The organism is Streptomyces sp. AK08-02 (genome assembly GCF_033795085.1).
GTDB classification, from domain to species: domain Bacteria; phylum Actinomycetota; class Actinomycetes; order Streptomycetales; family Streptomycetaceae; genus Streptomyces; species Streptomyces echiniscabiei.
Genome location: NZ_JARAZV010000004.1, coordinates 238839 through 251655, shown reverse-complemented (window position 1 = coordinate 251655; position 12817 = coordinate 238839). Strand labels below are relative to the sequence as shown.

Sequence of the window (12817 nt, the reverse complement as noted above, 5' to 3'; positions counted from 1 at the left end):
TGATGATGTGTCAGATCCAGTCGTCGAGTGACGTGAGGAAGCCCTCCAGGTCGTCGCGGTGGATGCAGTGACCGGTGTCCGCCACGTGGCGGACCTCGAAGCCGACCGCGCGCAGCCGCTCTGCGAGGTCGTCCGGTACGAGGTGATGGTCGCCGGCGCCCTGGACCAGCGAGGGGACGAGAGGCCGCTCGGGCACGAACTCGACGGTGCTGTCCAGCCAGTCCACAGCGCGTATGTCCCAGCGCTTGTACGCGGCGAGTTCGGCTTCGATGTCCTCGGGCAGCCAGCGTGGGAACATCTGCCGCATCACCTCGGCCGTGGTCACCTTGGTGAACTGCGCGAACTCCTTGATCTCGGCCACCGCTTTGTCGGTGAACCGCCAGGCCGGATCGCTGTAGACCACCCGGGAGGGACTCAGCTCGGCCACCGCCAGGGAGAGCACCGACGCGCCGAAGGAGTGGCCGATCGCGAGATCGGCGCCGGCCGGCAGCGACTGCACCAGGTCGGCGGCGAAGAGCTCGGGCGTGTACTCCTCGGCGTTCGGGCTGTCGCCGTGACCGCGCAGGTCCGGCATGATCACCCGGTAGCCGCGCTCGGCGAGCCGTGCTGCCACCCGGCTCCAGGTGTCCGACGACGAGATGATGCTGTGAACGAGCAGCGCGACCTTGTCACCGTCGCCGACCTCGTGGAGTGTGAGCCTCATCGTCCAGGGCTTCCTTTCCCGACTTCTTCCCGTGGCATGGTCATCGGCCCGCGCCGGTCACGTGCAGCAGGGCGCGGGCCGCCAGGCGGTAGCCGAACGCGCCCAGGCCGACCACGACGCCGGAGGCCAGGGGGGCGATGACCGACTCGTGCCGGAACCGCTCCCGCGCCCACACGTTGCTCAGGTGCACCTCGATCCACGGGTGCTCATAACTCGCGAGGGCGTCCCGCAGGCTCCAGCCGGCGATCATCAGGGCGCCCGGGTTGACCACGGCGCCGACGCTGTCGGGCCCGTGCTCGTGGATGGCGCTCACCAGCTCGCCCTCCGACTCCCGCTGGACGGAGAGGACCTTCCAGCCCTGCTCGCTCACCTCGTCGGCGACCGCCTGCTCGATGTCGGCCAGGGTGTCGGTGCCGTACAGCTCCGGCTCCCGGCGGCCCAGGATGCCGAGGTTGGGTCCGTTCAGTAGGAGCATCGTGCTCATGCGTCACCTCGGTGTTCAAAGGTCCGAACCGCATCCGGTCCGTGGTCTGGGGTTCCCTGGGGGGTGGCGGTCGGGGGATCCATGCCGAGCCTGGTCCCGGCGGTCTCCTCGACGTGGGCCATCGCGTACCGCAGGATGGGCGGCGCCATCAGGGAGGTGACGATGGCGACCAGGACGACGATCGTGTACGTCTCGGTGTTCAGGACGCCGAGGCGGAGCCCGGTCATCGCCACGATCACCTCGACGACACCGCGAGAGTTCATGCCGGCACCGAGGGCCAGCGCCTCCCACCTGTTGAGCCTGCTGAGCCGGGCTCCGATGAACGCGCCGCCGAACTTGCCGGCCACGGCCACGGCGAGCACCGCGACAGCCGCGCCCAGGACGGAAGGCCGGGCCAGCGCGGTGAGGTCCATGCGCAGTCCGGCGGTGGCGAAGAAGAGCGGGGCGAGGGCGGCGAGGACCAGGGTCCGCAGCGGTTCCAGTTTCTCCGGGTCCACCACGCCGCTGGTGGCGATCAGCACGCCGCAGACGAAGGCGCCGAAGATGGCCTCCAGGTGCATCGCCTGGGTGGCCGCCGCGCTGAACAGGATCAGGACGACGACCGTGGCGACCGTCGGCATGGCGCTCTCGGCGCGTCCTGCCCACCGCAGCGCGGCCCGCACCAGCGGGCGGCCGATCAGCGCCGCGAACAGGACGACGCCCACCGGGTAGAGGACGGAGGTGGCGACGACACCGGCGGTCAGTCCGACGGTGGCCATCGCGGAGACGACGGACAGCAGGAACCAGCCCGCCACGTCGTCCACCACTCCGGCCGAGAGGATCAGCTGGCCGATGTCGCGGTGCAGCAGTTTCATGTCGAGCAGGGTCTTGGCGATCACCGGGAGGGCGCTCACGCACATCGCCACACCCAGGAACAGGGCGAAGACGGTCGGGGTGGTGCCGTCGGGCACGAACGACCCCGGCAGCAGGTAGCCGGTGGCGATACCGAGGCCCAGCGGCAGCAGCAGGCCCGCGGCGCTGACCTTGGCCGCGGTGAGACCGCGCCGCCTGACCAGGGCGAAGTTCATCTCGGCGCCGGTGACACCGACCAGCAGCAGCACGCCCAACTGGCCGACCGCGTCCAGCAGGTTCATCTGCTCGGCCTGTTGGGGCAGCAGCCAGTCGGAGAAGCCGGGCAGCAGAGGTTGCAGGAGGGACGGGCCGACAAGGACGCCCGCAGCGAGCTCGCCGGTGACGGCGGGCAGGCGGAACCGCATCGCCAGCCGGCCGAGCACCAGGGCGAGCAGCAGAAGGAACGCGACCTGGAGCAGGAACACCAGGAGTGCGTGTTGGCCGATCGTCGGCACAGGGGCGGCGAGGGGCATCTCGGCTTCTCTCACGTGGAGGGTCAGCGGTCGGTCGCGCGGTCCTGCGGGCCCGGGGTTCCTCGGTCCGTCAGGACGGTCCCAGCCGCGCGGCCACCAGGTCGATGACCTCGGAAGCCCGGTCGGCGAGGAAGAAGTGGCCGCCCCGGAAAACCTTCACCTCGCTCGGCCCGGTGGTGTGCCGCGCCCAGTCCTCGGCCTCGTCGAGGGAGACCCGAGGGTCGCTGTCGCCGGTGAGCACGGTGACCGGGCAGTCGAGACGGCGTCCGGGCTCGTGCCGGTACCGTTCGATGGCGGTGTAGTCGCTGCGGATGGCCGGCAGGATCATCGCCAGCACCTCCGGGTCGCCCAACAGCGTCTCGTCGGTGCCGCTGAGCGCTCTGATCTCGGCCACGACGTCGGCGTCGCTCGCGGCGTGCACCCGCTCGTCACGGTAGCGGGACGGTGCCCGTCGGCCGGACGCGAACAGCCGTACCGGCATGGGCAGTCCGGCGTCCTGCATGCGCAGCGCCACCTCGTACGCGAGGACCGCGCCCATGCTGTGGCCGAACAGGGCCATCGGCTTGTCGTCCAGGTTCCGCAGCGCGGCGAAGATCTCGTCCGCGAACTCGGGGATGTTGTCGATCATCGGCTCGTGGATCCGGGTCTGGCGGCCCGGGTACTGGACGGCCAGCACCTCCACCGACGGGTGCAGGGCCCGGGCGACCGGGAAGAAGAAGCTTGCGGAGCCGCCCGCGTACGGCAGGCAGGTGAGCCGCACGGGGCTCTGCGGCGCGGGGTGGGTGACGCTCACCCACTTCTCGAAGTGCGCCGTTGCTTGAGGCATGCCGGAGGAGCTCCTCGTGGTCGGTGGGGGAATACCGCAACCCTAGGGTCGTGCGGGCGGCGCCGGGTATCCCCAGATCTGATAGCCCTGGCCTTCGAACGGCCCGAACGCCGGTACGGCTGGCTAGTCTTGCGCCGTTCCCGGCACGGCAGTTGTGCATGCGCCGGCCACCCTGCGACGAGGGGTTTCCCGTGCCCGAGGTGTCATCGTACGAACGACCCGCCGGCGCGCGTTCCGACCTGGACGCGGACGTCATCGTCGTCGGCAACGGGCCCGTGGGGGCCACGCTCGGGGTCCTGCTGGCCCAGCGCGGTCGGCGGGTGACCGTGCTGGAACGGCGCCGGCGCCCGTACACCCTTCCCCGGGCGACGAGCTTCGACGGCGAGACGGCGCGGCTGCTCGCCGGCTGCGGGACGGGCGCGGGCCTCGGCCGGATCACCGAGCCCGCGGGCGGCTACCAGTGGCGCACGGCCGCCGCCGAGATCCTCCTCGACATCGCCTTCCGCGCCGAGGGCCCCTACGGGTGGCCGGACGCCAACACCATGCACCAGCCGGCCCTTGAGGAACTGCTGGCCGCGCGGGCCTCCGAGCTGCCCGGCGTCACGGTGGTGCGGGGCCGTCAGGTGGTGGGGATCGAGGAGCGGGAGGACCGGGTCGCGGTCACGGCCGAGGACGAGGACGGCGCGGCCCGGACGTACACCGCACGCTGGGTGGTGGGCTGCGACGGCGCCAACAGCTTCGTCCGGCACCACCTGGACGTGCCGGTCACCGACCTGGGTTTCTCCTACGAGTGGCTGCTGTGCGACGTGGAGCTGCGCGAACCGGGCGAATTCGTTCCGACCAACGTCCAGATCTGCGACCCGGCCAGGCCGACCACCCTGGTCGGCAGCGGTCCCGGGCACCGGCGCTGGGAGTTCATGCGACTGCCCGGCGAGCGGGCCGCGGAGCTGAACCGGGAAGAGACCGCCTGGCGGCTCCTCGCCCCCTACGGGGTCACCCCCGACACCGCGACCCTGCTGCGCAGCACCACGTACATCTTCCAGGCCCGCTGGGCCGACCGGTGGCGGGCGGGCCGGGTGCTGCTGGCCGGGGACGCCGCCCATCTGATGCCGCCGTTCGCCGGGCAGGGCATGTGCTCGGGCATCCGCGATGTCGTCAACCTGGCGTGGAAGCTGGACCTGGTGCTGGGCGGCCTCGCACCGAAGTCGCTCCTCGACACCTATACCGAGGAACGCCGCGCGCAGGTGCACGAGTCGATCCTGTCCTCCGTCCAGCTGGGCCGGGTGATCTGCGTGACGGACCCCACGGCCGCGGCCGAGCGCGACGCCACGATCCTGGCTGGCCGACGCGGTCGCGGTCCGACGGTCCCGGACCCGGCCAAGCCCCTCACCCAGGGGCTCCTGCACCGGGCGGGCGACGGCTCACCCGCGGCTCCGGCCGGCGAGGTGATCCCCCAGGGCCGGGTACGCGGCCCGGGCGGCACCGGCCTGTTCGACGACGTGATCGGCCGCGGTTTCGTCCTGCTGCTCGCACCGGGCGCGCACGCCGGCCTCGACGAGGAGCGGTCGGCGTTCCTGACGGACCTGGGCACGCACGTGGTACGGCTGCTGCCCGAGGACGGGATGCCGCAGGGCGGTGCGGTGGCCGACGTGGGCGGTGTCTACCGCGCGTTCCTGGCCCGCCACGGGGCCGACGCGGTGCTGGTCCGCCCGGACTACCACGTCTACGGCGCGGCGGCGGGCCCAGAGGCGGCGGCGGTCCTGGTGGACGGCCTGCGGGCCCATCTGGGCGCGGGCGTTCCGGCGGGTGCGGGAGGAAGTGGGGCCTGACCGGGCCCGGTCGGAGGGTACGGGCCCCGGCCCGACCTCGGTAGCGGCGGCGGGGCGACTATGGCAGCGGTACGGCCCTGTCGGTGACGGTTCGGGCCAGGAGCACCGCACCCCGTAGGGAGGAGAGGCCGCCCAGGCGCGCCGGGGCGACGGGTGGCGCGGGGCGGCCCGGGCGGGACAGCGGTGCCAGGTGGGTGGCCGTGCGGTCGACCAGGTTGTCGATGCCTGCCGTGAAGCCGCCGCCCATCACCACCAGGCCGGGGTGGAGCAGTTCGGTGACACCCATGATGGCGGTGGCCAGGGCCTCGCAGGTGGCGTCGACGGCGGCCGTGGCCCATGGCCGGGCGGCACGGAGGGCTTCGCCCAGCTCCCCGTGGGCGACCGGTCGACCGCGGAGTTCACCGGCTCGGGCCAGGGTGGCCGGGCCGGAGGCGATCGCCTGGAGGCAGCCCCGGCGGCCGCACACGCACTTGGGGCCGCCCGGCGCGACGACCAGATGCCCCAGTTCGAAGGAGCCCCGGCCCGGCCCGGGGCAGAGTCGGCCGCCCAGGACCAGGCCGCCGCCGATGCCGGTGCCGACGCCGACGTAGAGCAGATCGGCGCAGTCGGCCGCCTCGGCCTCGGCGAGGGCGCCCACGTCGCCGTCGTCCGCCCAGGCGATGACCGCGCCCGGCACGAGGGCGTGCAGTGCCGGGCCCAGCGCGAGGCCGGTCCAGGACGGCCGGCTCGGCCAGGCGGCGACCCGCCCGTCCGGGCCGACCGTGGCGGGCATGGCGACCCCCACCGCCTGGAAACCGTCACCCGTACGGGCCGTCAGGGTGGCGACACCGTCCGCCAGCAGGGCCAGATCGCGGTCCGGGCCGCCGTCGTCGTGCGGCCAGGGGAACAGGTGCTCCTCGGTGCGGCCGCCCGCCGACTCCGCGCGCAGGGCGACCTTCGTGCCTCCTATGTCGATGCCCAGATGCCACGGCGGTGGTACGGCTGCCATTCCGGTTCAGTGCCCGGGCAGGGCCGGGCAGTGGGCGAGCAGGTCGGCGGGCCGTCGCAGGACGACGTCGGGGCCGGCGGCGAGCAGTTCCGCCCCGTCGTGGCAGCCCCAGAGTGCGGCGACGGCGGTGACGCCGGCGCCCTGGGCGCTGGCCAGGTCCGTGGGGGCGTCGCCGATCATGACGGCCCGGTCCGCGGGGACGTCGAGGAGTTCGAGTGCGCGCCTGACGATGTCGGGGGCGGGCTTGGGCCGGGGTACCTCGTCGGAGCCGATGACATGGGCGAAGTACGGGAGCAGGCCGAGGACTTCGAGCAGGGACCGGGCGCGCACACCGGCCTTGCCGGTGGCGATGGCGAGCCTGAGGCCGCGCTCGTTCAGCGTCCGCAGCACGTCGACGACACCGTCGTACACCTGGACGCGGTCGGCCAGCCGGTAGCTCTCGCGGACGAAGGGTTCCTCCATCTCCAGCGGGAGGCCCATGATCCGCATGATGTCGGGGAAGTAGCGGCCCTGGTGACGCTGGTACTCCTCGAAGGGCGCCGGGCCGTCGCCGACGACCTCGGCATGGGCGAGGGCGAACGCCTCGCCCATCACCGCGAAGCTGTCGACGACGACCCCGTCGAGGTCGAAGACGACGGCCTGCCTGGGGACCGTGGGCTGCTGCTCGGTGCTCGTTCCCGCGTGGTGTTCCGACTCTGTGGTCATGCGGTCCGCACCTCCTTGTAGGTGGTGGAGTCGTCGGCGCGGTCCACCGGTCGGGCGGCGCGCGCCGATGCGTAGAAGTTTTCGACCAGCCGCACGGTGCTGCGGGCCTGGGCGACGGCCAGGCCGCGCCGGCCCGGGTCGGCCAGGAGCCCGGCGAGGCCGTCGAGCTGCCGTCCGTACTCGACACCGATGGGTTCGGTGGGCAGCGGGATGCGCTGTGTGGTGCCTTCCCGGGTGAGGGTGAGCACCGGTTCGGGGGCCCGGTTGGGGCTGAAGCCGAAGGTGCAGTGCAGCCGTGCCGTTCCCGCGCTGCCCTCGATGGTGACGACGGAGGCGTCCAGCGCCTCGTGCGAAGCCCAACTCGCCCGCAGCGAGACCGAGATGCCGTCCTCTCGGACGAGGAAGCCGCGGGCGGTGTCCTCGACGTCGCCGGCCGGGACGTCGGTGGCCCGGTCCTCACGCCAGGCGGCGGACCAGGCACCGCTGTTGACGAAGTCGTCGGAGACCGAGCCGATCACCTGGACGACGGGGGCGGGGCCGAGGAGGGAGGTGAGGACGTCGAGCAGATGCCAGCCGAGGTCGACGAGCACGCCACCGCCGGCCTTGCTGCGCTGGGTGAACCAGCCGCCCGGCTGCGGCACTCCGCGCGCCCTGACCCAGGCCAGGCCGACATGGCGGATCCGGCCGAGTTCGGGCAGCAGTCCGGCGAGTTCCCGGACGTCGCCGCGGTGGGCGGCGGCACTGCCGGCGAGCAGTGTCCCGCCGTCCCGTTCGGCCTCGGCGAGCGCGTCGGCCTCGGCGCCGGTCAGGCAGACCGGCTTCTCCAGGAAGACGGAGATCCCCTGGCGGAGCAGGTCCGCCGCCACCTCGGCGTGCAGATGGTTGGGCACCGCGACGACGGCGACGTCGACCGTGCGAGGGTCGAGGGCGTCCACGGTGGCGTGGGCGGGCAGGCCGGTCGCCGCGACGGTGGCAGCCCGGGAGCGCGGGTCAGGGTCGACGACAGCGACCACCTCGAAGTCCTCGTGCTCGCGCAGCAGTCTGAGCCACAGCTCGCGGCCCGCCCAGCCCAGCCCGACGACGGCGGCCCGGACCCTCACCGGGCGGCCACGGCGTCGGCGATGATCTCGGCCGTGGCGTGGAGGGCCTCCTCGGAGGCGAGCAGGACCCGGTGGTGCAACCAGACGCAGTCGGTGCTGATCGCCTCGGTGTTCGGGCAGCTTTCGGCGAGCTTGTCGACGGTGGTGTCGGGCGCGGCCGTCTCCCAGAAGGCGTTGGTGCGGTAGATCGCCCTGAAGGCGGCGAAGGCGGGCAGGCCGGCGTCGACCAGCGTGTCGACGAGGGCGTTGCGGCCCTCCTCGGAGATGCCGGGTATCCGGAACATGGCCATGTAGTGGGAGTTCCGGTCGGCGCGCGGGTCCTCGCCCTGGGGCACGACACCGTCGATCTCGCCGAGCAGTCGGGACAGCAGTGTCCAGCGCTGCTCGCGCAGCGCGATCTGGGCGTCGAGGCGGCCCAGTTGAGCACGGAGCACGGACGCGGAGAACTCGTTGAGCCGCATGTTGGTGCCGGCGGTCTGGTGCATGTAGCGGCGGTCGGTACGCGGCCGGCCGCAGCTGTGCCGCAGGAAGGCGGCCTCGTAGGTCTCCTCGTCGGGAAAGAGCAGCGCGCCGCCCTCGCCTGCGGTCATGAGTTTGCCGTTCTGGAAGCTGAGCGCGGCGACCGTGCCGAACTCGCCGACCCGTTTGCCCTGCCAGCGGGCGCCGTGTGCGTGGGCGGCGTCCTGCAGCAGGGTGACGCCGGTGTCGGCGGAGAGCTTGTCCAGCGCGTCCATGTCGGCGATGAGCCCGGCCATGTGCACCGGCATGATCACCTTGGTGCGGGGGGTGACGGCGGCGGCTGCCGCGGCCACGTCGATGTTGTACGTGCCGAGGTCGACGTCGACGGGGACGGCGACCGCGCCGAGCCGCTGAGCGGCCTGCGACGAGGAGATGAAGGTGAAGGCCGGGACGATGACCTCGGTGCCCGGGCCGACGCCCAGACACTGCAGCGCCAGCTCCAGGGCGTGGGTGCCGTTGGTGACGGCCAGGGCGTGCGGGGCGCCGTGGAAGTCGGCGAACTCGCTTTCGAAGGAGTCCACCTCCGACCCGCCCATGCGCCACCACTGGCCCTGTTCCAGGGCCCGGATCAGGCCGTTGCGCTCGCCGTCGTCGTACTGCGGCCAGGAGGGGAACTCCGGTGCCGGTCGCGCGTTCATGTATCTCCAAATCTCCGCTTCGGACATTTCTCGGCCGATGGCCGACGGGCGACATAAAGCGGGCGGGGCACGTGGCCGACGGAACGTTTCACCCCGGGGATCACACACAGGAAGGTGCGACTTTCACCGTAGGCACCGCCCGTAGGACCCCGCATCCCCCGGTCTGGTAGTCGTCGCCGGCCGGGTACGGACCGGCCGGCGACGAAGGTTTTCCGGGCGTGTGCGTCAGCCGTTCGCGGGCGCGCGCAGGCCGAAGAACGCGCAGTAGGAGTCCACTTGACCGGTCAGCATGTGGATGCCGTGGTGGATGTGGTGTCCGAGGGCGGCGGCCTGTCGCAGCAGGGGCGTCTCGTGGGGCTTCATGATGATGTCGGCCACCACCGAGCCGGGAGCGAGGTCCGCGGGCGGGAACGGCAGCGGGTCGCCGGGCCGCAGCCCGAGCGGGGTCGCGTTGATGGCGAGGTCGCTGTCGTACAGGGGTGGTTCGGCGGCGGCGTGGACGCGGCCGGGCCAGTACCCGGCGAGCCGGTCGACGAGTGCGTCCAGCTTGGGCCGGTCCGGGTCGGTGACGGCGAGCCGGTCCGCGCCGGCCGTCAGCAGCGCCGCCGCGATGGCGCTGCCCGCCCCGCCGGCCCCGGCCAGCGCGACCCGTCTGCCGCGCACCTCGTGGCCGGCACGGGCGAGGCCCGCCACGAAGCCGGAGCCGTCGAAGTTCTCGGCGAGCCAACTGCCGTCGGCCTCACGGCGCAGCACGTTGGCGGTGCCGGCGATCTCGACGGCACGGCTGCGCCGCTCGGCGAGCCGGGCGGCATCGGCCTTGTGCGGGACGGTGACGAAGATGCCGTCGAGGTTGCCGATCCGCTGCAGACCGCGGACAACCCGCTCCAGGCTGTCCGGGCGGACCTCCACCGGCACCAGCACGGCGTCGACGCCCTGTTCGGCGAACAGCGGGTTGAGCAGCCCGGGCGACCGGACCTGCGCGACCGGATCGCCGATGACGACGTACAGGCGGGTGGTGCCGCTGATCGGGGCCTGGGGCGGGGTGTCGGTGCCGTCGCCGGAATCGGTGTCGGTGTCGGTGTCGGTCATCTCGGGCTCCGGGGGCGGTGGAGGGCGGGCCGCGGGCCGGCGGCCCGGCCGGCCGCGGTGAGCAACTCGGCGACGGTGAGGGCGAGTTCCATCGCCTGCTCGGCGTTCAGGCGGGGGTCGCAAGCAGTGCGGTAGCGGGCCGGCAGGTCGTCCTCACCGAGACCGCGGGCCCCGCCCAGGCACTCGGTGACGTCCTCGCCGGTCGCCTCCAGGTGCAGACCGCCGGGATGGGTGCCCAGGGTGCGGTGAACCTCGAAGAAGCCGCTGATCTCCGCGAGGATGTCGTCGAAGCGGCGGGTCTTGCGACCATCCGCCGTCGTCCGGGAGTTGCCGTGCATCGGATCGCACTGCCACACCACCTGGTGGCCGGTGGCGGTGACCTTCTCCACGATCGGCGGCAGCACCTCGCGGACCCGGGTGTGGCCCATCCGGCTGATCAGGGTCAGCCGCCCTGGCGTTCCGTGCGGGTCGAGTCTGCGGACGTAGGCGAGGGCCTGCTCGGGGGTGGTGCCCGGGCCGATCTTCACCCCGACGGGGTTGGCGAGCAGTTCGGCGACGGCGAGGTGCGCGTCGTCGAGACCCCGCGTGCGCTCGCCGATCCACAGGAAGTGCGCGAGCGGACTGACGAGCAGCGGTTCCGGACCGGTGGTGAACCCGGCGGTGTGGAGCGGGGCGGTCTCGTAGTCGAGCAGGAGCATCTCGTGGCCGACGTAGATCTCCTCGGTCCCCGGGCCCGGATCGCGGCCGGCCTCCTCGGCGCCGCGGACGAACTGGTCGCCGCCGGGTGCGTCGTGGACGTGGGCGAGGATGCCGGCGCGCGGGTCCGGCGGATCCTGTGCGCCCACCCGGCGGACGACCGCCATGGCGCGGGCCGCGTGCCCGTGGGCGAGCAGCATCCGCTCCGGATCGGGAGTACGGGCGGCGCGGGAGGGGGCGGCGGAGTTGACGATGTCGCCCCGGTAGGCCGGCAGACCGGCCGCGTCGACGGGCTGCGAGCGCGGCTTCGCGTACTGGCCGGCCATACGGGCGAGCGGAACCACCGGCAGCCCGGCGGCGTGGGCCAGGACCTGCGCCATGCGCTTCAGGAGTCCGAGATTGGCCCGCAGGTGCGGTTCGGTGGTCTCCGCGAAGGTCTCCGCGCAGTCCCCGCTCTGCAGCAGGAACGCCTCGCCGCGGGCGACCGCCGCGAGCCGCTCGGAAAGCCGCGCCGTCTCTGCCTCGGCCACGACCGGGGGCGCCGTGCGCAGCCGGGCCAGCACCGTCCGGGCCCGGGCCGGGTCCGGCCACTGGGGCTGCTGAGCCGCAGGCCGGGCCAGGGCCGCGGCGAGGCGGTCCGCCAACCGCTGCTCCCGCGCGACCCTGACCCGGGCCTCGCCGGGCGCTCCCCTCGATGAGTGCGTCATGCCACCGGGGCTCCCGTTCCGTGGAGGCCGACCGGCTCGACGAGCCGGTCGATGGGCTGCCGTGGCATGAGTTCGAGGACGTCGGCCACGACGTGTTCGGGCACGTCCTGGACCAGCTCCGCTCCCCCGGGACCGTCGAGGACGAACGCGAGGCCGCGCAGCGCCTTCTTGTCCCGGCGCATCAGACGGATCAGCTCGGCCCCCTCGACCTCCTCGGGCAGTGCACTGGGCAGGCCGTAGAACTCGACCACCTCCCGGTGCTCAGCCACCCGCGCGGGACCGATCCGGTCCAGGGCGCCGGCGAGCAGCCCCGCGAAGACCGTGCCGATCGCGACGGCCTCGCCGTGCCGGAGCGTGAAACCGCCGGCCACCTCCAGCGCGTGACCGAGGGTGTGGCCGTAGTTGAGGATGTGCCGCAACCCGGTGTCCCGTTCGTCGGCCGACACGATGCCGGCCTTGAGGGTCACACTGGCGGCGATCCGCTCCGCGAGGCCGAGCCCGCGCAGGTCGCCGGCGCCGATGAAATGACAACGGGCGATCTCACCCAGGCCGTTGAGCATCTCGCGCCGGGGCAGGGTGGCCAGGTAGTCGGTGTCGCACAGGACGGCGGCGGGCTGCCAGTAGGCGCCCACCAGGTTCTTGCCCGCGGGCAGGTTGACCGCCGTCTTGCCGCCGACGCTCGCGTCGACCTGGGCCAGCAGCGTCGTCGGCAGGTGCACCACCGGCACACCCCGGTGGTAGAGGGCGGCGGCCAGACCGACCACGTCGGTGGTGGTGCCGCCCCCGCAGGAGACGACGGCGTCGTCACGGGTGAGCCCGAAGCGTACGAACTCCGCGCACAGCGCCTCGACGGTGGCGAGGTTCTTGTCCGGCTCGCCGTCCCGGGCGGGCAGCAGCAGGGTCTCCACCCCGGTGTCGGGCACCCACTCCGCGGGCCGGGCCGACACGACGGCGACCCGCCGGGCGCCGAGACCCTGGATCACTTCGGCCAGCGAGGAACGCACTCCCGAGCCGATCAGCACATCGTACGAACGCTCGCCGATGTTTACCGGTATCTGTTCTCTCACGCCGCCTCACCCTGTCGTGTCGAAGCCGGTCATACGCCGGGTCGGCCGCCGTCCCGCCCGGGGGGTTGCGGCGGTCCGCCGCAACCCCCGGACCTGACCGGG

Annotated in this window: 12 protein-coding genes; 1 reads left to right on the top strand and 11 read right to left on the bottom strand. The window is 73.0% G+C overall.

What is annotated here, in order from left to right; genetic code table 11:
• Positions 1-10: 10 nt before the first annotated feature.
• From PV734_RS09695 to PV734_RS09680, 4 genes are read right to left on the bottom strand one after another with little or no spacing between them, the layout of a single operon-like run.
• A complete protein-coding gene (locus tag PV734_RS09695; RefSeq protein WP_319289255.1) occupies positions 11-703 on the bottom strand; it encodes an alpha/beta fold hydrolase in 693 nt (230 codons plus the stop codon).
• Between the two features lie 40 nt (positions 704-743).
• On the bottom strand, positions 744-1187 hold the full coding sequence (locus PV734_RS09690) for a type II 3-dehydroquinate dehydratase (protein WP_319090945.1): 444 nt from the start codon (positions 1185-1187) through the stop codon (positions 744-746).
• Positions 1184-2566, bottom strand: a complete 1383-nt coding sequence (locus PV734_RS09685; RefSeq protein ID WP_319090946.1) for a cation:proton antiporter — start codon at positions 2564-2566, stop codon at positions 1184-1186. Before PV734_RS09685 ends, PV734_RS09690 begins: the two co-directional genes overlap by 4 nt.
• A 55-nt stretch (positions 2567-2621) precedes the next feature.
• Entirely contained in the window at positions 2622-3377 is a 756-nt protein-coding gene (locus PV734_RS09680; protein ID WP_319090947.1) for a thioesterase II family protein, read from the bottom strand.
• Positions 3378-3568: 191 nt separating this feature from the next.
• On the opposite strand from PV734_RS09680, the gene PV734_RS09675 reads away from it, so the two are divergent.
• The gene (locus PV734_RS09675; protein ID WP_319090948.1) at positions 3569-5206 is read left to right on the top strand and encodes a bifunctional 3-(3-hydroxy-phenyl)propionate/3-hydroxycinnamic acid hydroxylase; all 1638 of its coding nucleotides are present in this window, start codon (positions 3569-3571) and stop codon (positions 5204-5206) included.
• Positions 5207-5264: 58 nt separating this feature from the next.
• On the opposite strand, the gene PV734_RS09670 is transcribed toward PV734_RS09675, so the two are convergent.
• The 7 genes from PV734_RS09670 to PV734_RS09640 form a co-directional block, all read right to left on the bottom strand.
• Complete coding sequence (locus PV734_RS09670) at positions 5265-6194, bottom strand: ROK family protein (RefSeq protein WP_319289254.1); 930 nt, start codon at positions 6192-6194, stop codon at positions 5265-5267.
• A 6-nt stretch (positions 6195-6200) separates the two neighbouring features.
• Positions 6201-6899 (bottom strand): HAD-IA family hydrolase, encoded by a 699-nt coding sequence (locus tag PV734_RS09665; RefSeq protein WP_319090950.1) that lies wholly within the window; start codon positions 6897-6899, stop codon positions 6201-6203.
• Entirely contained in the window at positions 6896-7999 is a 1104-nt protein-coding gene (locus PV734_RS09660) for a Gfo/Idh/MocA family oxidoreductase (RefSeq protein ID WP_319090951.1), read from the bottom strand. Before PV734_RS09660 ends, PV734_RS09665 begins: the two co-directional genes overlap by 4 nt.
• Positions 7996-9156, bottom strand: coding sequence for a 3-amino-5-hydroxybenzoate synthase (gene rifK / locus PV734_RS09655; protein ID WP_319090952.1), 1161 nt, complete (start codon positions 9154-9156; stop codon positions 7996-7998). Before rifK ends, PV734_RS09660 begins: the two co-directional genes overlap by 4 nt.
• A 225-nt stretch (positions 9157-9381) precedes the next feature.
• Positions 9382-10245, bottom strand: a complete 864-nt coding sequence (locus PV734_RS09650) for a shikimate dehydrogenase (protein WP_319090953.1) — start codon at positions 10243-10245, stop codon at positions 9382-9384.
• Positions 10242-11648, bottom strand: a complete 1407-nt coding sequence (locus PV734_RS09645) for a 3-deoxy-7-phosphoheptulonate synthase (RefSeq protein ID WP_319289253.1) — start codon at positions 11646-11648, stop codon at positions 10242-10244. The genes PV734_RS09650 and PV734_RS09645 overlap by 4 nt, the downstream gene beginning before the upstream one ends.
• On the bottom strand, positions 11645-12715 hold the full coding sequence (locus tag PV734_RS09640; RefSeq protein WP_319289252.1) for a 3-dehydroquinate synthase family protein: 1071 nt from the start codon (positions 12713-12715) through the stop codon (positions 11645-11647). The genes PV734_RS09645 and PV734_RS09640 overlap by 4 nt, the downstream gene beginning before the upstream one ends.
• Positions 12716-12817 lie beyond the last annotated feature (102 nt).

What these genes read in the sequence shown, in the direction of transcription:
- PV734_RS09695 (WP_319289255.1), bottom strand. Translation starts at nt 703, where the DNA reads ATGAGGCTCACACTCCACGAGGTCGGCGACGGTGACAAGGTCGCGCTG.
- PV734_RS09690 (WP_319090945.1), bottom strand. Translation starts at nt 1,187, where the DNA reads ATGAGCACGATGCTCCTACTGAACGGACCCAACCTCGGCATCCTGGGC.
- PV734_RS09680 (WP_319090947.1), bottom strand. Translation starts at nt 3,377, where the DNA reads ATGCCTCAAGCAACGGCGCACTTCGAGAAGTGGGTGAGCGTCACCCAC.
- PV734_RS09670 (WP_319289254.1), bottom strand. Translation starts at nt 6,194, where the DNA reads ATGGCAGCCGTACCACCGCCGTGGCATCTGGGCATCGACATAGGAGGC.
- PV734_RS09665 (WP_319090950.1), bottom strand. Translation starts at nt 6,899, where the DNA reads ATGACCACAGAGTCGGAACACCACGCGGGAACGAGCACCGAGCAGCAG.
- rifK (WP_319090952.1), bottom strand. Translation starts at nt 9,156, where the DNA reads ATGAACGCGCGACCGGCACCGGAGTTCCCCTCCTGGCCGCAGTACGAC.
- PV734_RS09650 (WP_319090953.1), bottom strand. Translation starts at nt 10,245, where the DNA reads ATGACCGACACCGACACCGACACCGATTCCGGCGACGGCACCGACACC.
- PV734_RS09645 (WP_319289253.1), bottom strand. Translation starts at nt 11,648, where the DNA reads ATGACGCACTCATCGAGGGGAGCGCCCGGCGAGGCCCGGGTCAGGGTC.